At 61.9% G+C, this 23,706-nt stretch carries 27 protein-coding genes and 1 pseudogene; 13 read left to right on the forward strand and 15 right to left on the reverse strand.

What is annotated here, in order from left to right; translation table 11 throughout:
• Window positions 1-28 precede the first annotated feature (28 nt).
• The 4 genes from HNP98_RS10745 to HNP98_RS10760 all read left to right on the forward strand — a co-directional run bounded on the left by HNP98_RS10745 (window position 29) and on the right by HNP98_RS10760 (window position 2,460).
• The gene (locus HNP98_RS10745; RefSeq protein ID WP_173810078.1) at window positions 29-778 is read left to right on the forward strand and encodes a hypothetical protein; all 750 of its coding nucleotides are present in this window, start codon (window positions 29-31) and stop codon (window positions 776-778) included.
• A 100-nt stretch (window positions 779-878) separates the two neighbouring features.
• Complete coding sequence (locus HNP98_RS10750; RefSeq protein WP_173810079.1) at window positions 879-1,532, forward strand: hypothetical protein; 654 nt, start codon at window positions 879-881, stop codon at window positions 1,530-1,532.
• Between the two features lie 76 nt (window positions 1,533-1,608).
• The gene (locus HNP98_RS10755; RefSeq protein ID WP_173810080.1) at window positions 1,609-1,893 is read left to right on the forward strand and encodes a hypothetical protein; all 285 of its coding nucleotides are present in this window, start codon (window positions 1,609-1,611) and stop codon (window positions 1,891-1,893) included.
• 33 nt (window positions 1,894-1,926) lie between these two features.
• Window positions 1,927-2,460, forward strand: coding sequence for a hypothetical protein (locus HNP98_RS10760; protein WP_173810081.1), 534 nt, complete (start codon window positions 1,927-1,929; stop codon window positions 2,458-2,460).
• 88 nt (window positions 2,461-2,548) lie between these two features.
• Here HNP98_RS10760 and HNP98_RS10765 read toward each other — a convergent pair whose 3' ends face one another.
• The gene (locus HNP98_RS10765; protein WP_173810082.1) at window positions 2,549-2,983 is read right to left on the reverse strand and encodes a hypothetical protein; all 435 of its coding nucleotides are present in this window, start codon (window positions 2,981-2,983) and stop codon (window positions 2,549-2,551) included.
• A 252-nt stretch (window positions 2,984-3,235) separates the two neighbouring features.
• Between HNP98_RS10765 and HNP98_RS10770 the strand changes: the two genes are divergently transcribed.
• The 5 genes from HNP98_RS10770 to HNP98_RS10790 all read left to right on the forward strand — a co-directional run bounded on the left by HNP98_RS10770 (window position 3,236) and on the right by HNP98_RS10790 (window position 11,468).
• Window positions 3,236-3,703 carry a LexA family protein gene (locus tag HNP98_RS10770; protein WP_173810083.1) on the forward strand — a complete coding sequence of 156 codons (468 nt, stop codon included), beginning with the start codon at window positions 3,236-3,238 and terminating at the stop codon, window positions 3,701-3,703.
• Between the two features lie 3 nt (window positions 3,704-3,706).
• Window positions 3,707-5,038 (forward strand): Y-family DNA polymerase, encoded by a 1,332-nt coding sequence (locus HNP98_RS10775; protein ID WP_173810084.1) that lies wholly within the window; start codon window positions 3,707-3,709, stop codon window positions 5,036-5,038.
• 463 nt (window positions 5,039-5,501) lie between these two features.
• Complete coding sequence (locus tag HNP98_RS10780; RefSeq protein ID WP_173810085.1) at window positions 5,502-5,765, forward strand: hypothetical protein; 264 nt, start codon at window positions 5,502-5,504, stop codon at window positions 5,763-5,765.
• Between the two features lie 175 nt (window positions 5,766-5,940).
• On the forward strand, window positions 5,941-10,473 hold the full coding sequence (locus tag HNP98_RS10785; protein WP_173810086.1) for a DEAD/DEAH box helicase: 4,533 nt from the start codon (window positions 5,941-5,943) through the stop codon (window positions 10,471-10,473).
• An 8-nt stretch (window positions 10,474-10,481) separates the two neighbouring features.
• Complete coding sequence (locus tag HNP98_RS10790) at window positions 10,482-11,468, forward strand: coiled-coil domain-containing protein (RefSeq protein ID WP_173810087.1); 987 nt, start codon at window positions 10,482-10,484, stop codon at window positions 11,466-11,468.
• Between the two features lie 84 nt (window positions 11,469-11,552).
• On the opposite strand, the gene HNP98_RS10795 is transcribed toward HNP98_RS10790, so the two are convergent.
• The 10 genes from HNP98_RS10795 to HNP98_RS10840 all read right to left on the reverse strand — a co-directional run bounded on the left by HNP98_RS10795 (window position 11,553) and on the right by HNP98_RS10840 (window position 16,128).
• Window positions 11,553-11,939: a hypothetical protein gene (locus HNP98_RS10795; RefSeq protein ID WP_173810088.1), complete on the reverse strand. Its 387-nt coding sequence runs from the start codon at window positions 11,937-11,939 to the stop codon at window positions 11,553-11,555.
• Between the two features lie 36 nt (window positions 11,940-11,975).
• A complete protein-coding gene (locus HNP98_RS10800) occupies window positions 11,976-12,284 on the reverse strand; it encodes a hypothetical protein (RefSeq protein ID WP_173810089.1) in 309 nt (102 codons plus the stop codon).
• Between the two features lie 30 nt (window positions 12,285-12,314).
• Complete coding sequence (locus tag HNP98_RS10805) at window positions 12,315-13,019, reverse strand: PD-(D/E)XK nuclease-like domain-containing protein (protein ID WP_173810090.1); 705 nt, start codon at window positions 13,017-13,019, stop codon at window positions 12,315-12,317.
• 8 nt (window positions 13,020-13,027) lie between these two features.
• Window positions 13,028-13,588 (reverse strand): hypothetical protein, encoded by a 561-nt coding sequence (locus tag HNP98_RS10810; RefSeq protein ID WP_173810091.1) that lies wholly within the window; start codon window positions 13,586-13,588, stop codon window positions 13,028-13,030.
• Window positions 13,589-13,600: 12 nt separating this feature from the next.
• The gene (locus HNP98_RS10815) at window positions 13,601-14,293 is read right to left on the reverse strand and encodes a hypothetical protein (RefSeq protein WP_173810092.1); all 693 of its coding nucleotides are present in this window, start codon (window positions 14,291-14,293) and stop codon (window positions 13,601-13,603) included.
• A gap of 65 nt (window positions 14,294-14,358) precedes the next feature.
• The gene (locus tag HNP98_RS10820) at window positions 14,359-14,553 is read right to left on the reverse strand and encodes a hypothetical protein (RefSeq protein ID WP_173810093.1); all 195 of its coding nucleotides are present in this window, start codon (window positions 14,551-14,553) and stop codon (window positions 14,359-14,361) included.
• Window positions 14,554-14,605: 52 nt separating this feature from the next.
• On the reverse strand, window positions 14,606-14,914 hold the full coding sequence (locus HNP98_RS10825; RefSeq protein ID WP_173810094.1) for a DUF3846 domain-containing protein: 309 nt from the start codon (window positions 14,912-14,914) through the stop codon (window positions 14,606-14,608).
• A 73-nt stretch (window positions 14,915-14,987) separates the two neighbouring features.
• Window positions 14,988-15,263 carry a hypothetical protein gene (locus HNP98_RS10830; RefSeq protein ID WP_173810095.1) on the reverse strand — a complete coding sequence of 92 codons (276 nt, stop codon included), beginning with the start codon at window positions 15,261-15,263 and terminating at the stop codon, window positions 14,988-14,990.
• A gap of 12 nt (window positions 15,264-15,275) precedes the next feature.
• Window positions 15,276-15,677 carry a hypothetical protein gene (locus tag HNP98_RS10835; protein WP_173810096.1) on the reverse strand — a complete coding sequence of 134 codons (402 nt, stop codon included), beginning with the start codon at window positions 15,675-15,677 and terminating at the stop codon, window positions 15,276-15,278.
• Window positions 15,670-16,128 (reverse strand): hypothetical protein, encoded by a 459-nt coding sequence (locus HNP98_RS10840; protein ID WP_173810097.1) that lies wholly within the window; start codon window positions 16,126-16,128, stop codon window positions 15,670-15,672. Before HNP98_RS10840 ends, HNP98_RS10835 begins: the two co-directional genes overlap by 8 nt.
• Before the next feature lie 203 nt (window positions 16,129-16,331).
• Between HNP98_RS10840 and HNP98_RS10845 the strand changes: the two genes are divergently transcribed.
• The gene (locus HNP98_RS10845; protein ID WP_173810098.1) at window positions 16,332-16,739 is read left to right on the forward strand and encodes an SLOG family protein; all 408 of its coding nucleotides are present in this window, start codon (window positions 16,332-16,334) and stop codon (window positions 16,737-16,739) included.
• 1,348 nt (window positions 16,740-18,087) lie between these two features.
• On the opposite strand, the gene HNP98_RS10850 is transcribed toward HNP98_RS10845, so the two are convergent.
• A complete protein-coding gene (locus HNP98_RS10850; protein WP_173810099.1) occupies window positions 18,088-19,149 on the reverse strand; it encodes an IS110 family RNA-guided transposase in 1,062 nt (353 codons plus the stop codon).
• A gap of 465 nt (window positions 19,150-19,614) precedes the next feature.
• Here HNP98_RS10850 and HNP98_RS10855 point away from each other — a divergent pair, with 465 nt between their 5' ends.
• Window positions 19,615-19,917, forward strand: a complete 303-nt coding sequence (locus tag HNP98_RS10855; RefSeq protein ID WP_173810100.1) for a hypothetical protein — start codon at window positions 19,615-19,617, stop codon at window positions 19,915-19,917.
• Between the two features lie 46 nt (window positions 19,918-19,963).
• Window positions 19,964-20,392, forward strand: coding sequence for a M15 family metallopeptidase (locus HNP98_RS10860; RefSeq protein ID WP_317171095.1), 429 nt, complete (start codon window positions 19,964-19,966; stop codon window positions 20,390-20,392).
• 248 nt (window positions 20,393-20,640) lie between these two features.
• Here HNP98_RS10860 and HNP98_RS10865 read toward each other — a convergent pair whose 3' ends face one another.
• From HNP98_RS10865 to HNP98_RS21890, 3 genes and pseudogenes are all read right to left on the reverse strand, one after another.
• A complete protein-coding gene (locus tag HNP98_RS10865) occupies window positions 20,641-21,570 on the reverse strand; it encodes a phospholipase D-like domain-containing protein (protein ID WP_173810102.1) in 930 nt (309 codons plus the stop codon).
• Between the two features lie 8 nt (window positions 21,571-21,578).
• Window positions 21,579-22,202, reverse strand: a pseudogene (locus tag HNP98_RS10870) (DNA/RNA non-specific endonuclease); the annotation flags it as partial.
• Between the two features lie 18 nt (window positions 22,203-22,220).
• On the reverse strand, window positions 22,221-22,445 hold the full coding sequence (locus tag HNP98_RS21890; RefSeq protein ID WP_246275083.1) for a hypothetical protein: 225 nt from the start codon (window positions 22,443-22,445) through the stop codon (window positions 22,221-22,223).
• A gap of 138 nt (window positions 22,446-22,583) precedes the next feature.
• Between HNP98_RS21890 and HNP98_RS10875 the strand changes: the two genes are divergently transcribed.
• Entirely contained in the window at window positions 22,584-23,549 is a 966-nt protein-coding gene (locus HNP98_RS10875) for a retropepsin-like aspartic protease (protein WP_173810103.1), read from the forward strand.
• Window positions 23,550-23,706 lie beyond the last annotated feature (157 nt).

A 23,706-nucleotide genomic window follows, 5' to 3' on the forward strand; every position in this document is an offset into this window, starting at 1 on the left:
TTTTCTCATCTTTTTTCTGTAATTCAGCATGGCCTCTCAAACTGGCATTCTGGGCTTGCAAGGCACGGTAGGCGGCCTTGTATTTGCCAAAGACGGCTCCGTCCGTCAAAAACCCGCCTCCAACAAGGCGGCCTTTAACTCGGCGGCCTCGCTGGCCCGTACCCGCGAGAACGCCTCGGAATTCGGCCGGGCGGCCGGGGCCGGCAAGCTGCTGCGCGACTCGCTGCGGGTGCTGATTGCCTCCGCTTCGGATTCGCGGATGGTGAGCCGCCTCACGCAAAAGATGCGCGGCATCATCGGGATGGACGACGCCAACGACCGCGGCGCGCGGGTGGTGGACCGCGACAACGCCAAGGACGAGCTGCTGGGCTTCAACTTCAACTTGGGCGCGGGCATCGGGCAGTCGCTGTTCTTCCAGTACGCCATCGCTGGCAACGGGGCGGACGTGACCCTGACCGTGCCGCGCCTGAACCCGGCGACGGACATCGTGGCCCCGCAGGGCGCGACGCACTTCGAGGTGCTCTACGGCGTGTCGGCGGTGAACTTCGAGTTGGGTACCTACCAGGTGGCCACGGTAGCGGCCCCGCTGGGCGTGCTGGCCCTCAATTCGGCGGCGCTGCAGAACCGGGCGGTGACGGCCACGCTGGCCACCGCGCCGGGGGCCGACGACCTGGTGGTGGGGGCGGTGGGTATCAATTTCTACCAGCAGCTTAACGGCAAGTTCTACCCCCTCAATAACAACAGCACCAACCCGCTGGCCGTCGAGTACGTGGCTTAGGGCCGCGCCGACCAGCTGCAAAAAGGTCGGCTTCCCCTGTCGGAAGCCGGCCTTTTTTGTGGGGCCGGTATTTTTATAACCTCTTACCTATTTGCTTCTTATGGCTACCAAGAGCCTCTACCAACAACAAGCGAACAAGCGCACGAAAACGGCGCTGAAGCTGCGCGCCCGCTACGATGGCAAGGTGCGCAAATACGCCAACGCCCTGGGGACCGCCCTGGCGGGGGCCGCTGACGCCCAGGCGCGGATTAACCGCCTCAACGCGCTGTACGGGGTGGATATTTCCACCGAAACGCTGCTGGTGCACGAGCTGCGTACGGCTGGCCTGGGCCAGGCGCTTGCTACGGCCACGGGCAACAGCTCGCCGGGCGAGGAAGTGCAGCTGTTCAACGCGACGCCCGACGGCAACGGTGGCGCGGTGCTCGCCCTGGAAGCGGTATTCGGCGAAACGGGGGCGGTGGTCGGCGGCGGCGCGGGCGGCGGGAGCGGGCCGCTGCCGGCCGGTTACGATACGACGCTGACGGGCCCCAACCAGGATGCGCAGGGCGTGACGCTGGCCGCTTCGCCGGGCGACACGCTGGGCTTCCACGCCCTGGCGGCGGGTGGCTCGGCCCCGGCCAGCATGGACATTCTCCTCGGCGGGGCGCAGGCGGCCAGCGTGGCCTACCTGGACCGCTACGCGGGCCAGCCGTTCAGCTTCACGCACGCCGGCGTGGCCCACACGGGCGCTTTCGCCGCCACGGTGAACTTCTAGGCCTGGCGGCTTAGCCAACGAACGGGCCGGCCCGGGTGCGATGCCGGGGCCGGCCCATTTTTTACCCTCGTGCGGTATGAACAGCCTTTTGACTACCCCGGCCGCGCAGATGCCCCCCGATGCCGCCGGCCTGGGCCAGGTGCGGATTACGGCCCTGGAGCCGGTGGTGGGCCTCGGGGCGGCGCGGGCGCAGGTGGCGCTCGCGCAGTGGCTGGTGGCCGTGGTGCAAGCCCCGGCCGGCCGGGGCTATGCCGACCTGCGGGCCGCTTTTCCGGTGGGGGCGGCGTGGCCGCCGGTGCCATTTCCGGCGGGCTACGTGCTGCTGGGCTACCTCGACCCGCGTGACCTGGCGGTCACTTAATCTCTTTTTCTCAACTCCTTCAATCACGACCAAATGAGTACAATAAGCAAAAAACTGGTGGGCTTCCTGTACAGCGGGGCTGCCCAAACCCTGGCTTCGGCCGCCTGGAAGGGCAACGCGAACGCTGTGTACGGCTTCAACAACGACGGGACGGGCTACCAAGTGTTTAAGCCGGGCAATATCTTCAACTCGCTCACGCAGCTCGTGCCCGACGGCATGTACATTCTGGACGCGGCCAAGCTGGGCTTCGAGCTGCCGGGGGCCGTGCTGACGGCGAGCGCCGGCGCGGGGCCGGCCACCGAGGCGCTGACGCTGACGACCTTCCTGCACAGCTTTTCGGGCGGCTACGACAACATCACCATCCAAGTCTCTTCGCCGGTGGCGACGGACAGCGAATACCTGCTCGTGTTCGACTCGCCGGGGGCCTACTCCTACAAGCTGGCGCTGAATAATGCGATTAGCCTGTCGGTGCCGAGCGTGGCGGCTGGGCAGATTGTTACGCTCTCGGCGGTGGCCCCTTCGGGTGCGCGGCTGACGCACACGTTCACGGTGGGCGAAACTACCTGAGGCTAGCAGCTAATGCACGCATGAAAAAGCCGGCTCCCGCGTGGGGGCCGGCTTTTTTGATAGTCGCTGGATGCTGCACGGCTACTGCTCAGGCGGCTTGTAGCTCGTCTTCGCGGTAGCAGTCCCAGTAGCCGTTGTCGAGGAAGTAGACGTTGATGCGCTGGACGAGGCCGGTGGCGGGGTGGCGCTCCTTATGCTGACCCCGCCAAGTAACGGTGGCTGGGGCGCTGGCCGCGGGCTGTACGCGGTGCCCGATGGGGTAGGCGAAGGTCGAGGTCGGCGCGGGGGGCCTGGCGGCGGGGGTATCGTCATCATCCGTTGTGGCGGTGGCGGAGAGCGCCGGGGCCGCTACGCAGGCCTGTTCGTGCCAGGCCAGCAGGTCACCGCAGACGGGGCAAAGTGGGTCGGCGCTGCCGGTTTCGTAGTCGGCGGGCGGCTCGTCGGTGTAGAGCAGCGCGGAAGCCTCGGCCTCGGGCGCTTCATCCAAGGACACGATGCGGGGTCCCTTTTTAGGCGTTTTCATAAGAATAGGCTGGTCGCTGGCAGGTTAAACTACTGCTAATTTAGCTAGCGCCGGGCGGGCCGGCAAGCGGGGCTACAATCATTCTAGCAGGGGCCTGCTACTGAAGTACACCGATAGTACCTAGAGCATACTGGCTTTCTGCGAAAGTTTTACGACTGATTATCAAGGCTAAATACCAATACGGTTAGCCGATTTATAGGCTAATAAAATTAGTGGACGTTACTTTAGGCATTCAACCTGACCGCTCGCCTGATGTACGATGTTCTGCTTATTCCGGTGCGGGAAGCGCCGATGCCCGCCTGCCTGCCGGTGTTCAGCTGCCGGGTGGCGGCCGGTTTTCCCTCGCCGGCCACCGATGAGCTGGAAGGGCTGTTCGACCTGAACCGGCTGCTGTTTCGGCACCCCGACGCTACCTACCTGGTACGGGTGATGGGCGAGAGCATGAGCGGGGCCGAGATTCACCCGGGCGATTTGCTGGCGGTGGATAAGCACCTGGAGGCCGACCACGGGCACATCGTGGTGGCGGTGGTGGAAGGGGACTGCACCGTGAAGCGGCTGGAGCGCCGGGGCGAGGCGTGGTGGCTAATGCCGGCCAACCCCGCCTTTGCGCCCTACCGGATTCAGACGGGGGAGGAGCTGCACATCTGGGGGGTGGTGACGCACGTGGTGCACGAGTTGATTCCGGGCAAGCTAACGGCGCTGCTGCACAGCCGCGACTAGGGGATGTTCGGGCTGGTCGACTGCAATAATTTTTACGTGAGCTGCGAGCGGGTCTTTCAGCCGCGGCTGGAGGGGCGGCCGGTGGTGGTGCTCTCGAACAACGACGGGTGCATCATTTCGCGCTCGGCGGAGGCGAAGGCGCTGGGGCTGAAAATGGGCGACCCTTATTTTCAGGTGAAGGCCCTGCTGCACCGGCACGAGGTGCAGGTGTTCAGCTCGAACTACACGCTGTACGGGGACATGAGCCGGCGCGTGATGCACTACCTGGGGGCGACGGTGCCGGGGGTGGAAATCTACTCGATTGACGAGGCCTTTCTGGACCTGGGCGGCCTGGAAACGCACCTGACGCCCTACCTGGGCCACCTGACCGACCTGGCGCAGCGGCTGCGGGCGGGGGTAAAAGCGCGCACGGGGATTCCGGTGTGCGTGGGTGTGGCCCCGACCCGGACGCTGGCCAAGCTGGCGAACCGGCTGGCCAAGAAAGATAGCGGCCTGGGCGGGGTGCTATACCTGGACTCGGGCGAGCGGCGGAAATGGGCCCTGGGGCAGGTGGCGGTGGGCGACGTGTGGGGCGTGGGGCGGCAGTACGCCCAGAAGCTGGCGGCGGCGGGCGTGGACTCGGCGGCCGACCTGGCGCGGGTATCGGACGCCTGGGCGCGTAAGCACTTGGGAGGCGTGGTGGGGGCGCGGCTGGTGCGCGAGCTGCAAGGGTTTTCGTGCGGGAAACTGGCCCCGAGCGAGGACGGGACGTTGAGCCGGCAAAGCATCAGCTGCTCGCGCACGTTCGGGCGGGCGCTGCGGGAGCAGGAGTCGGTGCGGGGGGCGCTGGCCGCGTTCGTGGCGCGGGCGGCGGAGAAGCTGCGGCGGCAAGGCGACCTGGCGCACGTGCTGACGGTATTTATCAGCAAAAACCGCTTCGGGCCGGACGCGGGCGGGCCGGGCGGGCATTCGCGCTCGGCGGTACTGACACTGCCCGTGCCCACCAGCGATACGCGGGAGCTGACCGTGCGGGCCGCGCAGCTGCTGGCGCGGCTGTGGGAGCCGGGGGCGGTGTACGTGAAAGCGGGCGCGGTGCTGGCCGGGCTGGAGCCGCCGGGTGGGCAGCAGCTCGGGCTATTCGAGGCCCCGCCGGCGGCGGCCCCCGCGGCCACCGGGCAGGGGGTACGGCTAATGACGGCGCTGGACGGGCTGAACGAGCGGTTCGGGCGCGGTACGGTGCAACTGGCGGCGGCGCTGGGGCCCAAGGGCGGCGGGCCGGTGCCGTGGCAGGGGCAAGCGGCGTGGCGCACGCCGGCCTACACTACCCGGCTGGAAGACTTGCTGACGGTGAGCTGATTTTTTAACCTCTTTCATTACTGCATAATGGCTTTTCCGATACCACCGGCCCATCTTCCGGGGGCCAAACCCGATTACCCCGTTTCCAACCGCGCTGTGGTCAGGCGGCTGCACAACCGGCGCGTTACGATGGTCACGCTGCCTAACGGGGACTACTACACGCATTTCGCGGTGGCTTTGAAACCCGGTGAGGCGGATGAGCTGCGGCGGGAGGGGCACGTGGATACAGTAATAAACTACATTCTGCGGGACCGGGTGCGGTACTGGGTGCTGGTGCTGAAAGGCGAAACCCTGGACGCGATAATCGGCCTTTGGGGGGATTTACGGGCGCGGGAGCAAAAGCGAAAGGGTCGCAGGCGGGTGTAATCCGGGGCGGTAAGCTGCGGGCCTCAATGGCCGGAATTTGAGCTTTTCGGGGCCGGTGGGTTGCCGGGCCCCTGTTTTTACTTTTCTACTATTCGTTATGCCACATTTTTTGCCGGATGCTGAATCCATCACCGATTACTGCGGGGCTTACGAGGCCCGCGGGTGCCAATTTAAAATCGTACAAATTGCCCCGATGGGCGGGTACGGGCTTCGAATGGACTTCGGCCCTGATAGTACCGTGTCGCCTATTTTCCCGTTGCCAGCCGACGAGATGCAAACCCCGGAAGCCGCGCAGCATTGGATGGCACACCTGCGCGACGAGCACCTGAGCCAGTTTGATTGCATACTACAAGGGCGGTAAGTGATGCGAACTAATAAGGTTGAATGTTAACGGTGGCAGCAGTTGGGAAATATATACTAATCCTCTTGTTGGGCGAACTGATTAGGAATGTCCGCCTCCCGGTAAGGGAGGCGGCTTTTTTATGAGTGCTTACTAATGTGGGTACTGATTAGCATGTCAAGTACTCAGGGCATCTTTGTGGTTCTCCGCGCTTGATTCACTTCCTTCGCTCTCGGCGTGTAAGCGGGCGGATTTAACCGGCCTGAAACTAGCTTCTTTGGTAGAAACATTCTTACTTGAAATAATGCATGCGCTTCAGCTTCAAGCCGGTTACTTTATCGAAGAGTTACTGCCTGTATTAATTAAGGGCGCAACGGTAGCCGGAGGTAATGAGCAGCAAGTACATGATTTGCTGCATTGGTTGTCATGGTTTGAGGTAGAAAGTACACAGCCATTCAGGCTGGCAGCCCCGGAGTACGACAACTCTTCGCCCCACACTATCTGGACGGTGGCGGTGAACCTGCTGACGCGGGGCCTGCCGACGCGGGCACCTTTTGATTTGGCTGCGGCGGTGCTGGCCGAAAACTGGCCGGGCGAAAACTGCCTGCTGACGGCTGAGGGAGAAGTCAATTTTGAAGTAGTTGAGAAAAACGGTAGCTTAATCTTTCCATTGTCGGAACCACCCGAGCCGGCTGCTTGGGCGGCACTGCTGTGGCGGGCCATGCATCCACTAGACCCGCGCCTGCGGCCGGGGGCAGTGCTACGACAGCAGTTGGAAAGTTGGAAGGTTGGAACGGTTAGTGACGCGGAAATAGAGTTTGTGGCGGCACTGTTGCCCCGGTTCGGCGGTGCTCACTTTCTGCCGCAACTACTTAGCTCGCAGACCTCGCTAGAAAATCTGCTGGGATGGAGCAACGCGGAAGAGGAACAGCTACGGCGTGACGAGTTGATAGACACTGCTGTGTTCGTAAACCAAGATGCCGATTTCACGCTGGCCTTTCCTTATCCGTGGCTACCGGGCGCGGGCGCGGACGCTCCCGTTGGTAGTGTACACCCGTGGCCGGCTGTAGTGCGTGGCGTAGTGCTGGAAGTGGACGGGCCGCACCATGAGGTGGCACCGCAGGTGCAGAAGGATGCAACTCGTGACCGGGCCTCCCGCAGCGTAGGCTGGTGGCCGGTGCGTCTGCCCACCAGAAACTTTGCGCAGCCGCAGGAGCCATTGCGGCCTATGCGGCAATTGCTGAAGGAGCATTCATATTTCAAGCAGCTACAGGCCAACTACGACCATTCGCTGCTGGAAATGGTGGACGGGCGACAGGCCATGCAGTTGACGTTGGGGCCGCTGGCGGTGGCGAGGGTGCAACGCACCCTACTGGAGATATTTCTACACAACGCCCTGCTCGGTGTGGGTCAGTTGCGCCTAGCCGTTGTGGAAAGGGATGTACCCTGTGGCCAACAGGCCGTAGCCAATCTGCTGACGCAGCTCGACCAGTTGTACATACTGGAAGGAAGACAGCGGGAAGTACCAGCTATTGAACTACATATATTTCCGGCCTCTGAGTTTGAGCAGCCGACGAGGCTTCTTCACTCGCCTGCAATCATTCGTCGCGGGGAAGTGCCATTAGAAACGGATGGGTATCATGTGCTGCTGGACGTATCAATGTTGCAGCGGCCGGGCTTCTCGGCGGCTGTTGAGCTGCCGGGAGTACAGTGCTTAACCATTCGCACGGCGGCGCGGCCTCGTGAGGCTCGGCGCTTCCGGTCAGCGCCACTAATTTCCTACCCCGAACTGGTGAAGTATGACCCGGCGCGGGAAACTTACGAGGCCGCCAGCGAGGAACAACTGTTGCGGAAAGAAGTCCTGGAGCGATTTGTTCAGGATATTTTTCGGAAGCGACACCTGCGTGAAGGGCAGTTGCCGATTATTAGCCGGGGCTTGCAGGGTAAGAATGTGCTGGGGCTGCTGCCAACGGGCGGGGGCAAGTCGCTCACCTACCAGATTGCAGCCTTGTTACAGCCGGGTATCGCGCTGGTTATCGACCCGATTAAGTCGTTGATGCAGGACCAAGTTGAGGGCTTGGCGCGTAACTGGATTGACGCTGCTTCGTTTTTGAACAACTCAGTGCCGGGCCGGCCGCGCAAAGAGCTGCGACTCCGACGTATGCGTGAGGGGGAGCTGCTATTCATGTTCGTGTCGCCTGAGCGGCTGGTGATTAAAGAAGGCTTTCGTGACCATTTGCGTCAGATGCAGGCTGCGGTGCCACGGGTAGCATTCAGCTACTGCGTGATTGACGAAGCACATTGCGTTTCAGAATGGGGACACGACTTCCGAACGCCCTACCTGCGGTTGGGAGCCAATGCAAGAGAGTTTTGCGCTCCGTATGACCCTGACAAAAACTTGGTGCTGTATGGCCTGACCGCTACTGCCTCGTTTGACGTGCTGGCCGATGTGCAGCGCGAACTGCATCTGGATGACGACGAGGGGGCCGTAATCCGCACGGCCACGATGACCCGGCCGGAATTGCACGTCAAAGTGGAAGAAGTAGGGCCTGAACTGACTGATAGAAATGCTGTGGGCGAAGCAAAGCACACGCACCTGAAACGCCTGCTACAGGAAATACCGCAGAAATTGCGGGCGTTAGATGAGCAATCATCGATGGTCCCGCTGCCGGAAAAGGCTGTCTTGCCCGTTGCGTTGAGCAAGTGGCACCCGGAGGACTTCTACAAGCCGGATGCCGGTACTGACCGGCTAACGCGGGCCGGGCTGGTGTTCTCCCCACATCGAACCGGCGTTATTGGGGTGAAGCCAATTTATGAGTTGCTCCGGGCGACAACTGAACAGGCACTTGAAGTCGGCTACTTTATGGGCAGCGACGATGATAGTCAGACGAAGGACGGGCATCAGCAGTTGATGGCCGAGATGCAGACGAACTACGTGACAGGCAAAAGCAATTTGCTGGTGGCAACTAAGGCCTTCGGTATGGGTATCGACAAGCCGGACGTGCGTTTCACGGTGCATTATGGCTATCCGGGGTCAATCGAGAGCTTCGTGCAGGAGGCCGGCCGTGCCGGCCGTGACCGGAGTGTGGCGTTGAACTACATTCTGTTTCACGAAAGCGATGCACACACTAACGATTTCTTCTTCAACCAGGCTTTTAAAGCAAGGGAACAGGAAATGACTGTGATGCAAGAGCTTCTTACCCGCATCACGTTCCCTTCCCGCGAGTGTATGCATTTAAATGCCGCGCTGGAAGAGGCTTTTCCAGAGGTAGAAATAGAAGCAAAGCTGACTATCACAGAGGGGGCATCGACCCCCAGAGCGCTGAATATTAATAATGCTGAAGGTTCTGGCTATGGTTGGATTGACTTTAGCAAGCTGCCAAATGTGCAGGCCGATATTGACAGAAACCAGCCAGCTGCGTCTTCTATTGAACAGTGGGCTGTGGTCAAATTCGTAGTTGCCTATTTGCTGAATCTGCCTTTGTCGGCCCGTGCTAATGCACAGTCCTTGGCTGTCGCCCTAGAAGCAGGCACGGCACCGGGCAGCATTGACGGTATCCTACCGCGTCTGGCAGCAATCAGGGCCGGAGAGACTAATAATGACCCGTTTGATATAGGTTTTCAGAATGGTCAGTTATCGTCATTGTGCGAACTGGCGGAAAGCTACGGTCTGCGCTTTACGGAAAAAGGACTTGCCGCGTACCTGGGTGCGAAGGATGGCGAGTCGTTTGCCTGGCAAGTAGGCGAGAACGTGCGGGCTGCTAACGGGCAGAAAGGGCTGCCGGAGTTGTTGCATAAGGTATTTGCTGAACAATTTATTGGGGTGCGTCAAAGCCAGGACACTTTCCGGGCTATTCACCGACTTTGCTTGCTGGAGGTGGTAGCCGACTACACAATTGATTACAGCGCCTCATCGGTGCGGGTGACGCTGGCCGCGCCTCAAGATGAAAATAACCTCCGAGCCGTGCTGCAAAAGTACCTGGCACGCTACACCACGCGGGATAATGCGCGTGAGCAGGCAGAAGCTGTGGCTATTGCGCCAGCACCGGAAGACGGTTCCTACCTGCTGAAATATGTGGACGCGCTGCTGGACTATAACGAGAAAGGAATCAAGGAAAAGCGTCGGCATTCTATTATCGCCATGCGTGATGCCTGCCTAATGGGTTTGAAGGGCGAAAATCTTAGTAACTACTTTGACCTGTATTTTAACTCCAAATATGCTAGAACAGAGTACCTGCCGCACGACACGAAAGAAGGTCGGTACTTTGATAGAGATATTATCTGGAAGTACCTGGCCTTCATGCGTAACCCACCTGATGGGCGGGGCATGGAGCGTGACAACGTAAAACACCTGCGCGGGGCATGTGCCCGGTTGCTGAGTGCCCAACCGCACAACGGGGCTTTCCTGCTCCTGGGTGCCTTCGCTACGCTATACCTAGAACTGTCAAAAGAATCCAAAGACCGAATAGAACTGCTGATGGTATCAGCGAAACAGCAGTTATTTGACGGATTCATGGCTTATGATGGGCTGGGTGTGATGACGCTGACGGAACTGGTGGCATTCGTGCAAGGCTTCGCTAAAGAAGTTTCCGGTTACGAGCCGCGTATCGGCGAGTACGTGACGGCCCACATTGAGGAACCCTTGCAACTGGAGCTACATGCCCGCTGGGTGAAAGAATTTACTACCCGCTTTATTGACTTTCCCACACTCGCGGCTACGGCCGAATAATTTCGCGTATGTCGACAGCATTTACCGCCGCCCTCCCGCTGCTGGAAGAACTGAAAGAAAATCTGAACCGATTAAAAACGGCTACTGATGAAATAGAAAAAGCCAAACAATCGGCCGGGGAGCACCAGCAGGCTGCCGGGCAGTTGCAGCGGGCTGCGGATGAAGCCGTGCGGGCAGCGAAACAGGCGGCAGTGTCACAGGAAAAGCTAGTGGACCAGCTGGGTCAGCAGCACCAAAAGAGCCTCGGCGAACAGGAACTGCTGTTGCGCGAGCACGTGGAGAATCTGTCGCTGCAAGCCGGCGAGCAAATCGGCAGGCAATTAGATGGCGTGAAGCAATCGGCCACCAAGGTGCAGGAATTGATTGACCGTTTGCTGACCGAGCAGCCGGCGAATCTGGACGCTATCGGTAGGCAGCATGAGCAGGGAATGGAGAAACAGCAGGAGATTCTTCGGAATGGCGTTCAGAACTGGGCTGACAAGTTACATGAACAGCTACAGGTGGAGTTGAAACTGTTGCGGCAGTCTACCGAAGTGCTACAGAAAAATACCCAACAACAGCACGACGAACTTAGTGCGGTGGCCAGTCAGCTACAGGTGGTGGCGGGGCGGGTAACGGCTTTTGCGGAGGTGATGAACGCGGCCAAATTCACGGCCCGGCTGGAAAGTATTGAGCAACACCAGAAGGATACGCTGGCCGACCTAGCGAAAAGCAAAAAGGCCAGCGACGAGGAGGCGACGAGGCTGACGGAACTGTATGAGCAGCAAGGAACTGAATTCCTGGCGGAACTGCAACGAGGGCAGCAGCAGGCAGCCGATACGGCCGGCTTGCATAAGGAGGCCTATGAACAACGCATGGATGGTTTACAAGGGTTGGTAGAGCAGTTGTCGGGACAACTTGCACAAGCAGGACGGCAGCAGCGCCTATGGCAGCTGGTTACACTTGGTGCTGTGGTAGTAGCTGGGGTATTACTGTTTTTTACGTGCCATAACTAGAAAAGCCCCGACCTGCGCATGGCGGGTCGGAGCTGGCGGTGCTCGATGCACGCTGCTTCTGGTGACGACAGTTCTGCATGGCCGTCAGAATGGCGGTTCCTCGTCGCCTGGGCGGCGGCTAACGGGAGCCCCAAACCGGAACAGCGGTGCGGGCGCGGGTACTACACACTCGTCGTCTTCGGCGGTGGTGGCCACGAGGCAGGGCGCCGTGGCCAGCTCGTGAACTGGCCGGCCGTCATGCCCTAGACCATCCCAGCGGTGCGAGAGGTCGGGGGCTCCGGTAAGGCCTGCGTCGCCGGCTGCTGCTGCGGCCAGGGCGGCGCGGCGGGCGGCGGCCTGCTGGTGGTCGTGGGTGAATTGGGCCAGCAATTCGGTAAAGTGGGCCAGGGCCCCGGCATGGGTCTGGTAGGTGGTGCTGACGCTGACGGTGTGCCCGCGCTGGTCCTGGATGATGTTTAGCTGGGTAAGCATGGGCTTTATCGTGAATAATAAAAAGGGGTAGGCCAATTACTCGGGTGGCGACTGCTCTGGGGCCAGCCCGGCCTGCCGGTATATGTCTTGGTTATTGGCCGCCACCTGCTCATCTTCCCAGACCTGAATCGGGCGGGCGGGGTCGGCGTCGCGTTCGATTACCGCAATCAGGGCCCCCGGCTCACCGGCCGGGGTGTAGGCCTCGGCCCAGGCAGTGGCTCGTTTCAGGGCGCGGTGGATGACCTGGTAAGGCCATTCTATGCCGGTGGCGCGGTTTAGGGCCTTGACGGTGCGGGCCAGCGTCCAGACCGTCCCCCGCTGCTCGACCTTCCCAGCGGGGGACATTACCCGAAAATTGTAGTTCTCGGCCACGGCCTACGCCCGGCTAAATATTGGGGCCCACGTCTGGGCGGTCAGGCCCAGCACGGCCGGCATTACGGGCTGGGGCTGTTGCTGAGCGGTCAGTTTTAGCAGGCGCTCGTACTTCTTGCGGCCCTGCTCAATGAGGCCGTAGGCCTCTGTTACTTCAAACTGCCATACTTCGAACGGGGCTTTCTTTTGCACACCGATGATGATAAAGCGGGCCGCACCCAGCAGGTCAGCGTAGAGGGCGGCTTGCCGGTCGTAGTCGTATTTCTCGATGGTGGCGCAGAAATTGGCGTAGTCCTGGCAGCTGGTGGTTTTGAAGTCCACGAGCACCACGCGGCCGGTTTTGGGGCTGGTTATCATCAGGTCGGGGCGCACCTTCACCGTGAGGCCTGTGGCCTGGTGGGTGGCGGTGTGGGTCTGCTCGGCCTGCCCCCGGTAAAGTAGGTCACGACAAAACCGCTGCCGCCGCACGGCCGCCGCCAGGGCCTCAATCTGGGCCCACGGCACGCGCTGGGTGGTGCGCTGGTACTGGCCGGGCTCCAGCACGGCGGTATGGAAGTGGCTGCCGAAGGCCAGCGCCTGCGGGTTGGGCTGGCGGGTGATGCCGAGGGCGCGGTTTTTGGTTTCGCTCAGGTCGGTGTTAGAAACGTAGGGCAGGGCGCGGTGAGCTTCTTGCGTCAGGCCGGGGTGGTGGCGATGGTCGGTGAACATGGCGGGACTTAAAAAGGAGGTTCTTCTTCCTCAGTGAAATGATAATGGCCTTCGGCGTCCTGCGACCAGCAGCCGTTATTCTGGCTGCCTTTGGCGCTGTTAGCGCCGTAGGGGATGCTGCGAATATTCCAAACGTGGTAGCCGTGGCGGCCGTCTTTGCGGTCGATGCTGGCGCTGGCGGCGGTGCGGCCCTTCTCGCGGTGGTAGCCGGTGAATTGGCACCAGTCGCGGAAATTGGCCAGCGTAATGGTCCACTCCTTGCCCCTGGCTTTGGCGCGCTGCTTGCGGGCCGAGTAGATGTAACTGATGATGTCGCGGGCTTTCAGCGCCTGGTGGTGGTGCTTGGAGCAAAGGGCCTTTTTCTTGCCGGCCGGGCTGCCGCACCCCCGGCGCTGGCAACGGTGCTGCAGGCGCTTTCGGGTGGCCGTGGTGGGGGCGATGGGCACCCACGCCACCCCGTTGGCTTTGGCGGTGTCGTCGATGGCTGCCGCCACTTTCGGCGGGGCCAGCTGAGGCCGCCCACCGATGGGGCGGGCGACCTGCTGAACGGGCTGCGGTAGGGCAATCACTACGGGCGGGCGCTACTCGGTCAGTTGCCCGGCGGCGGGGGCTGCTTCGAGCTGCGCGGGCACTTCGACGGGCGCGGGCACCCGGTAGCCCTGCACCAGCTTGGTATCGGCCTCGCCGGTGTGGGTTTCCTCGCGCCAGATGGGGAAGTCATCGGCGAACTCCTGGCGGGCCTGCACTTCGGCCGGGTCGGCGGCGGTGTAGCTGAATTCGGCGATGTAATAGGTAGCCGTTTTGCCTTCTTTCTCGGTCTGCTTCTTCTGGGCGGTGGCGGTTACCACCACGTCGGCCAGGGTCAGGTCGTCGTAGAAAAGCGGCTCGATGAGGCGGTACAGGTTTTCGACCGAATAGCCGTGAAACAGCACGGCGCAAACGGCTCCTTTGTCGTCGACAAAGTAGAGTTCGGCCCACGTCTTGCGGCCCATGTTCAGGATGTTGTCCTGGAAGATGTGCCAGGCCAGCGGGATAAAGCTCAGCGACTTGCCGAGGACGGTCTGGCCGCCGAGGTTGAAAACGCCCGCCTTCGCGTCGAAGCGAACCTGGCGCGGGTGGCCAGGCAGGTACTTGAAGCGGCTGGTTTCGGTAACCTCGCCGCTGTTCTCGTCCACCGAAACGCTGAGGTAGGCGCGGGTGGGCTTCGGGGTGGTCTGGATGGCGACGGGGGCGGCTACTGCGGCACCGGCGGCGGTTTTGGTGGTGGTTGCCATTGGGGCGGTTGTGGAGGAATAAAAAAGTGGGGCCAGTTGTCGGCCGGCCCCTACGCCGTTTGTGCTTAGGCCCGGCGCGGGTCGGGGTTCTCGTATATGTCTTGGAAGTGGCGGCAGTCGCGGATGATGTCGCGGATGGCACCGGAGCGGGTCGGGCTGTCGTTGTTGGCCGTGGTGGCGCTGAATGGCTGGCGGGCTTGCCAGACGTAGCCGCCGGCGGGCCAGCGGCGGATGTATGCGCGGAAAATCGGGGCTTTCACGGGGGCGGGGTTGGAATGCGGGGCCGGCGTCAAATAGCCGGCCCCTGGGCGGCTATTTGAATTGCTTGTCGTGGCAGAGGATGGCGCGGCCCACGATGGCATCGACGCCCCGAGCTTCGGGCTGGTGCTGGTGCCAGAGGTAGGTAGCCAGCAGGTTGAGGTAGGTCGGTTCGCGGAACTTGCCTTCGTCGTCGATTATCAATATCAGTTCGTCGGTGAGGCGCACCACGTCGACGGTGCGGCAGTCGAGCATGGCGTACAGCTCGGCCAGCTTGAAGCTCTCGCCGTTGGCGGGGTTGACGGGCCGGGGCTCGGCGCTGTGCGGGTCTAGTAAATGGGGCTGGTAAGTGATTTTGGGCATGGTCGTAAGGGATGCGGGGCCGGCGTGCTGAGGGCGGCCCCCGGTTGATGGGTTGGGATGGTTGCGGGGGCGGCTAGCGCGGCGCGTAGCTGCCGGGGACGGCGTGAGGCCGGGCGCTGGGGTAGGCGTGGGCGCTGTCGTTGAAAAGGCCGACGACTGCGGCCAGCGCCTCCCACCGGCAGGCCCCGGTGGCGCGGTACTCGCGGGGACAGGCAAGCCCGGCCGGAGTTCTCACGACGATGGTGAAGCGGGTGCCGTGGGCGAACGGGTAGCCGCCGACGGTGCAGCCGGGCAGCGGAAATAGCGCCGCCGCTACCTGGGCGAAGCTGGGAGTAAGCAAGGCAGGCATGGGCTGGGCGGCTTATAGGCTGGTGCCGTGGCGGGCGTTATGAGTAGCGCGGGCGGCGGCCTCGGCGCGGCCCCTGGGGCTGGCGTGGTAGGCCTGCGCGGCGGCGACAAAGCGAGCGCGGGCGGCCTCCTGGACCAGCCGGGCGGCTGACTTGCGCTGCTTGCGGCCGGGGCCGTGGTAATGGTCGCGCACCTCCCAGAATGCTTGGTCGGCATCGTACTTGGCCGACTGCGCCCGGCACAGCTCGAAGTAGGCGGCCTGGCCCTCGGAGTCGGACGCCGGCACGGCGGGAGCGGCCGGGCTGCGGGCGACTGGGCGGCCCAGCGCGGCCTCAAGGCGGGCCAGCGTTTCGCGTAGGCGCTGGCTGGCGGCCCCCACTGCGGGAGCCGCCGCCGGCTGCACGGTGCTAAGCATGGGCCCCGGCGCTGTGGTGTACGGCCAGCCACAGGCAATCGCAGCCTAAGCCGAAGGGGTCGGTCGTGCTGTCGCACGCGCAAGCCGCGCACTGGGTGGGGGCCACTACTGCCGGCGCAGGCGGTGCGGGAGCCGGGGCCCCCGCGAAAATGGTTTCAGCCTGCGCGACTACCTGGCGGCCCTGCTTGTACTCGAACACGCCCAGTGCACCGGCGCGGTAAGCGGTGAAAAGTGCCTGCTCTACGGCCTGAAACGGGCAGCCAACGCAAGCCGCGGAGTAGAAGCCGCTACCCGACTGCTGCTCGGTGGCCTGCTGCCAGCCCTGCGAGAAGTAGCTGACCTGGTAAGAGAAATAGCCCGGCTGGCCGGAAGTGCCGACGTGGCAAGCTGCGAGTGGGGCACCGGCCCAGGCAGCAGCGGCCAAAGCATGAAACTGAACGGGGGTAAACATGACCTGTATGGGTTAGGCGTAAAATGCGCTGCGGTGCTGGCCGGGCCCAGCTAGCGCCGCTGGCGCGAAGCGCCGGGGCCTCTCCCCGACTACTACACAAATATACGTACTAAAGTAGTAAAAGATACACCAAAATAGGTAAAAAGTTATCCACAATATGCACCAAAATACACCTACAAGGCGTAACTTAGAGTATGAGAAATATGATAAAAAAGGCAGCTGGCGCTAGCGGTCTGGTGGTGGCGGTGATAGGCAGCCGGGGACTGGTGGCGTGCGCGACGCTGCCTGCCCGGCTGGCTGAGCTGGCCCCCGCCGAGCTGGTGAGCGGCGGCGCGGCCGGGGCCGATACAATGGGCGCAGAATGGGCGCGGGCCAACGGGGTGCCGCTACGGGTGCTGCGGCCCGACTACTGCGCCCACGGCCCAGCCGCGCCCCATGTGCGGAACGCCGAAATAGTAGCCGCCGCCGATGTGGTGCTAGTAGTGTGGGACGGGAAAAGCCGGGGGACGCTGAGCGCCGCCCGCGCCGCCGCCCGACTGGGCAGGCGCTGCGAGTGGCTGGCCGCCCCTGCACCTGGAGCGGCCCCGGTGCCGGGCGGGCTGGGGCTGTGAGGCCTGCACCAGCGGGGCAGCTGGTGGCCGCGAGGCCCGCCGCCCCTGGCGGTAGTGGCCACCGCTGGCCGCTGGCGCGGGAGACCCCTGCGGGGCAGCCCGACACAACACACTAGATGCCCCTGGCCAGGGGGTGCGGGGGCCGGCCGTGAGGCCCCCGGTGCGCGCCGATGGCCGCACACACTCCGCGAAGCGGGCCTTGTGAGGGTGTAGCGGCCTTTTCCGGCTGCGGAACCCGAGGAAGATGACCGGGCGCTAGCTTGGGCATAGATGCCGGGGGCCTGGGGGCTGCCCCCAGACAAACCCTCCGCGAAGCGGGCCTTGTTGTTTAGCCAGGGGCCGCTGTCGCCGCTGCCGGAACGTTCGCAGCTTTGAGCCGCGCCCTGGCCTCGTTTCCGCCGCTTCCGGCGTTGCTCCAGCCTGCTCGCGGGCGGTGCGTGGGGCACGGCCAGGGGGCCGCGCTTGGGAGGTGCCGACCAACGGAAGGCGGCGACCTTGCGCATGGGCAACCTGGGCCGGTGCGGGGGGCTGGCATCAGAGCCGCGTGGCTTAGCGTAAGGTGCCGAATCTGGTATCGCTGTAGTCGCGGTGAGCGAAGGGGGCGCGGGCCTTAGCCCAAGCTGGCCCCCTTGGCGTGGGGTGGCCCGTGGTGTGGGAATGTGGGAAAGCGCGGGCTGGTTTTGGAGTAGCCTTTTCCATATTTCCACACCTGAACGGCCTGGTGCTTCGGGTGCATCACGTGTAAGCGGGTGGGGAGAGGCCGGCCGAACGAAGCGCCGGGCAGCCGGCAAGCGGAGGAACGGAGCGCAGTCCGGCCGCCCGGTGCGTAATGAGGCGAGCCTGCCCCAAAGGGGTCCCCGGAGGGTTGCGGTAGGGCCGACTGGCCGACCATCGGGAGGCTGGGCGGGCCGCTGGGTGCGTTTGGTGGGTACCGGTCGCTACTGCTGAAGCGGTGAGCGCGGGCCGCTTTTTTCAGCGGCTGGCGCGGGGCGGTGGGCTTGCGGCTGGACTGTGTCGCTGGCAACACGGCCACCGCTGCCTGACGCGCGGCGATGGTTGTGTGCTGGACTGGCGGCTGGCTGCGGTGGGCCGCTTCTGCTGTACCGGTGGGTAGGGAGAGGCTGGCCGACCAACGGAAGGCGGGCCGGGGCGGTGGGTTTCGGTAGGGGCTGGCTGCGCTTTTTCGGGCGTTGCCGGGCCCGCTGGCGGGTCGTCGCTGCCGAGTCACTAAGCCGCTGCTGAAGTGCGCAAGATACTGTGATAAAAAGCAAGAAATCGGGCAAGTTTTTTTACCTTTGGTTCTCCTCAAGGAGAGCCTTCGGGTTCATCCTGTGTAGCCTCGGCGCGTTTACGTGGCCGGGGCTACTTCTTTTTCGGCCACCTGGGCGGGGTGGTAGTGCGGGTCGTAGGGGCGGTCGTTTTTCCAGAGGGAGTAGCAGAGCAGCAGCAGCTTGCGCATGACGGCAATCACGCCGGGCTTGCCGCTGGGCTGGCGAGCCCGCAAGCGGACATAAAAGGCCATTTGCTGCGGATTGTACCGTAAGCTGCTCACCGCCGGCAGGTACAGGGCCTGACGCAAATGCACGTTGCCTCGGCGGGAGATGCGCGTGGCCTGTGCCGAGAGACCGCTTTGCCGTTGTACCACGTCCAGACCGGCGTAGGAAGCCAATTGCCGCTCGTTTTCGATAAGTACGAAGCCGTTGGTTTCGGCCACCACCACGATGGCCGTGGTCAGCCCGATGCCCGGTACGCTGGTCAGGTGGGCCAGCTTGCGGGCCAGTTCGGGCTCGGCTTCGAGCAGGGCGGCCAGGTCCTGGTCGACGGCTTTGAGCTGCTCCACCAGCAGTTTTTGGCGGGCGTCCAGGCGTTCCAGGGTGCGGGCGTCGGGCTGGTAGCTGTGGTCGTAGGCGTGGCGCTGGGTTTTGAGCCGCGCCCCTTGCCGTTTCAGGCTTTGGCGTTCACGGGCCAGGGCCCGCAGCTGGCGCAGGGCGGACGTGGGCGGCTGCCAGGCGGGCAGGGCCCGCTCCAGACCCAGGCGGCAGAGTAGGCGGGCGTCGAGCTGGTCGGTCTTACTCTTTTGCTCGGTACTCTGGGCGAAGTGCTTGACTTTGTTGGGCAATAGGACGCTCAACGCCTGTTCGTTGTCGGCCAGAAAATAGGCCAGCGCCTCGTAGTAGACCCCCGTGGCCTCGACCACGAACCACAACGGAGCGGCGGTGGCCTGTTGCTTCACCGTCCAGGCCAGCAAAGCCGCAAAGCCAGCCAGCGTGTTGTCGAAGGTGGCTTCTTTGCCGAAGCGCAGCTGCTGCTGCCCGTCGATGCGGCCGAAGCAGGCCACGAACGTGTCTTTGGCAATGTCGATGCCCACGACGTATTTGAGCGGGGCGGTGGGGGAAGGGATGGCGGACATGAACGAACGGGAAAAAGGGGAAATGAATCAGCCAGTCCGGGTTTTTACCGCAACTCTCCTTGTAAACATGCGGGATGCCACGACCCGAGCGGGTGGGCTCCCTTCATACTGTTCAGTCTTCAGGCAAAAACGGGAAACGGAGCACAGGCTCTAACGCTCAATGTCAGCGCCAGAGCGCCGCATTTAGGGATGGTGGGTGACTCCGTTTCCTTTTCTGGCTGCCTCTCAACGAAAGGCAATGCAATCATACAAGGGATGGGAAGGGAGCGACCAACGGGAGATGTGCGAAGCACCGCAGCGAAGCGGAGCCCTGGACAGCCCGACCCCCGGAACGACCAACGGGAGTGCAGGGGGATGAGCCCAAAATAATGCAATCGAAGATGACTTAATAATTCGATGACTGAATCAACGGTTACCCCGTATGTTTGTATTAAAGTGTGTTTTAAATATCTACTTTAATAAGCCATGTTATTCAGCAGTTCAAAACTGGGCCATATTGGCCAGATTCTCAGTACCGGTGCGGTCTGGGAGATAGGTACCTCGGCCTTCACCCCGCCCACGGCTAACGAAATTGAGGTGTTCGTTCACGTCTTCATTCAGGTGGTGGTGGGCATTGTGACGGTGGTGGCTACGGTGCGCAAGATGTTTCAGCGGCCGGAAACGGTGGTAAAGCTGCCGGCCGTTGGGGCCGTGGTGGCTCCAGCTGTACCACCGGCTGCTGCCCCCGTCGAGCTTGCACCTAATGATTCTGCCCGTGTCGCCGACTAAAGCCGCCGCCGTTGCTGCCAGAGCCGCCCCCAAACCGCCCCGTGTTGTGCCCGTGCTCACGCCTGCCCAGCAGCAGCGCCAGGCCGTGCGGCTGGCCCAGGCGGTGCCCGGCCTGGCGGCGGCTTACTTGCACGCCTTGGGGCGCTGGGCCGGTGACCCGGTGCTTCGGCTGCTGGGGCTACCTATTGTGACAGAATGCTACCGCAGCCCCGAGCGTCAGGATGAGCTTTATACCCACGGCCGCACGGCTCCGGGGCCCGTCGTGACTTACAAGCGCGGGGGCGAGTCGAACCACAACCGGCTGCCTACGCCGGCCCTGGACGTGGCCTTTCTGCTGGCCGATGGGTCGGTGTCGTGGTCGGGGCTGCTGCTCTCCAAGTTCGCTCGGCTGATGAAGGCGGCCGATGCGCGGGTGCATTGGGGCGGCGACTGGCCGGAGTTCAAGGATAGGCCGCATTTCGAAGTATTGAGCTGAGCCACAAGCATTTCTTTTTCTTCACCCTTTTACCCTAATTCTCACTGATGAAGCTCTGGCAAATACTCGTTCACGCTGCGGTAAGCGTGATTTTGCAGCTCGTGGATAAGAAGCGCGACCAGGCCGGCAAATAGCCGTCTCCTGCACCACCACCACAAACAACGGGGCCAGCTGGCCGGGCGTGATGCTCGACTGGCTGGCCTTTTTGATAAGTAGTGTCGGAATCAACTCCAAGGTCAGTAGTGGGCTCAACTGCGGTAGTCTGCTTTATAGGCTTGGACCTCTTTTAGAAACTTAGCAATCTCTGGTAAAAGCTTTTGCTTTTCAGCTTGTGGCAATTCTTCGAGGGACTTGGCGGAAAGCTTTTCTTTTCGCGTGGCTTTAAGCAGGTCGTAGTGGCCTTTGCCACCGCGTTGGATGAAACGAACATAATCCGGCGAAGTGAAATGAGCACTGGCCTTGGCCAGGAAACGGTCAGCCTCGGAACCGGAAACTACTGCTATTAAGGCCAATTGATTAGAGACGAGACGAGTATTTTCAACTTGTACGGTGAAGGTATTTCCTACGGCACGAATCGTTAAACTACCGTCTTGGTGGCCATCGATATGAGTGTTTCTGTCGACTTTCGCGGCTAAAAAATCAGCTAAAACAGAACCAAATTCCTGTTGTCGGGAGTGTTTGATTTCTGGAGTTTGTGTTTTTTTTATGGGCGGCTTTGCGGCGTCTTTCATCCATGCGTTTGGATCTGGTGCAGCAGCCCTTCCTACTTCGTGAGGGGCTATGAATTGGGTAATAAACAAGCGTAGCTCATCCAATTCTTCCGCTGTTTCCAACTGACCGCCTATTTCAATGGAATTTCCGATTGAGCTGCTCAGTAGATTTAAGGAAGAAATTATTCCGGTCAATTCGTTGAAATAAAGCTTGGCGTGTAGGTTTGGGATAAGGCGGGGGGTAATGCCCATGCTTAACACTTGCTCTTTACTTAGGTGATTGGTAGCATCGTCCCGGATATAGAAATCAATGCTGACTCCTCGATTCCGCGCAGCTATTAAAGCTGCCGATACTTGTTTAGAATAAGTTAGATTAACGTAAGGTGAAACAATAACCAGCTCTTTTTTAGCTTTTAAAATGACGTCCATTAGTTTGCTTTGGATGTCATGCGATTGAATAATTTTCATTTTTTATTTTAGTTAGTAGGGCCGCTATCGATGCGGCTTTCCAGCACTTGTTGAACGGAAATAGGAACGGCCGATAAGATATCAAGCCCGGTGGAAGTTTCGATGGCGTTGACGCTGGTGCGGTAGGTGCCCCAACTCGTGCTGAGCGAATTATCGTTGGGGGTGTCGACGGCAATGATGCGGGTATTGGTGGACACCCGGGCGGCGTCGTTGCTACCGGTTGGGAGAATAACGACCACTTTCCAGCAGTGGGCCGGGACCGTCACGCGGCCGTTGTCGAGGGTGGTGGCGTACCCGTTAGAGCCGGTGCCGCCTTTGCAGTAGCTGCCGCAGATGATGTAGAGTTCGTTGCCGCTGGCTAGGAAGCTGCGGCAGTAGTCTTCGAGGTTGGCCCAGGTTTGTTGGTTGTTGCGGGGGGCCTGGGGCATCATGTTGGACATTAGGAACGTGGCCGAGTTGTCGGCCACGGTGCTGGTGCGGTCGGCGCTGGGGCAGTTGTGGCCGCGGTCAAAGCCCGAGCCGGTATAGCTGGCGGCGGTGACGTGGTACCAGGTGGCGGGCAGGTCGGCATCGGGGCGGAAATCGTCCTGGCGGGCGGCGCTGCCGACCCAGGAGCTGCTCAGGTGCCAGCTGACCCAGTTCGGTTTGCCTTAGTCGCGGTGGTAGGAGAGGGCGTATTGTGATTTGCTGAGCAAGTAATTGGTGGGTTGCCCGGGGTCCATGGTGGAACCGCTGGGATTGCCGAGGGTCAGGTGCTCGGTTAGGGCGGGTTGGGTGGTGATTGGGTTAGGCGTGGCGTCGTCGGTTTTGGCGCAGGCAGTGGCCAGCAGAGCTAACAAGACGAAGGTTGTGGTGCGGGTAAGTATTTGTTGCATGGGCGGTAGGTCGTAGCGCAAAGGTGGGAACGAAGCGGTGGTGTCCCGAGCGAGTGAGGGGCCGGCGCTGAAGGCTAGGCGGTACTGTGGTGGATGGGCAGGCCGCGTACATTCGTGCTGTTCCTTGATGATAATGCTTTGCGCGCAACTTCTTTCCTAACTCTGTGGTGGGGCCTGGTGGTGGCTACCACGTTGACGGCCCCCGCCCAACCGATAGCGGCCACCGATCCCCAGCCCCGGCGGTTGGAGGCTACCCCCGTTTTTCAGACGGCGTTTGAGTTGGTGGGGGGCCTGATTATCCTGCGTAATCTAACCCTCAACGGCCGGCAGGGGGACTTTGTGCTGGATACGGGGTGCTCGACGGCGCTGTTGGTGGACAGCGGGCCGTTCGCGGGGCAGCTGACGCCCTTGCGGGAGCACGCCACTGCCCACGGAACGACTGGCACGGTGGCCATAAAGGGGCTGCCCGTCACAAACTTTCAGCTGGGCGCGGCCCGCTACACCGGTTTCGCAGCCCATGCCTTCTCGCTGGAGCACCTGCGCCGCTACGCCGGGCCCCGGTTGCTCGGAGTGATTGGGTACGGGCTGCTGCGCGACTACGAGGTTGTCATTGACTATCCGCGCCGCCGCGTGTACTGGTACACCCTGCGGACGAAAAAGCCCGCCCCGCGGCCCTTCGCACGGCAGGACTCGCTGGCGTTCGTAGTGGTGCGGGGTGGGCCCATTGTAACAGGTACCATTGGTGCGGTCCAAGTGCGGCTGTTGTTGGACACGGGGGCGGTAAATAATGACTTAGACGCTGCCTTCTGCCAACGGTTGGCCCCGCGCGAGCAGCCCACGCGCTCGGGTGCAGAATTCGTTACGGGCAGCGACGGCCACCAACAGGTGGCTCAGCGCGGCACGTTGCCCACGCTGGTGCTGGAAAATATCACTTGGAAAGCAGTTCCCGTGCTAATTCTTCCTCATGCTCGACCTATTAGCGGCCGGGAATTAGCTTACCAGGGCGTACTGGGATTTCCGTTTCTGAGCCAGGACCAAGTAGTGAGCTTTCACTTTGGTCGCCAGCAGCTTTATGCGCTGGTGCCGGTGACTCCGCGTAAGTAATCTGTGGGAACTGCAGCTCATGGGCAATTAGCGGAACCAAGCCAACAAGTGGCTGGCTCCTGCACCATCACTACAGATTAAGGGGCCAGCTGGCCGGGCGTGATGCTCGACTAGCTGGCCCCGTTTTCGTGGCGGTTGGGCGCTGCTCTGTCGTGGG

Source organism: Hymenobacter caeli (assembly GCF_013294115.1).
In the GTDB taxonomy this organism is placed as follows: Bacteria; Bacteroidota; Bacteroidia; order Cytophagales; family Hymenobacteraceae; genus Hymenobacter; species Hymenobacter caeli.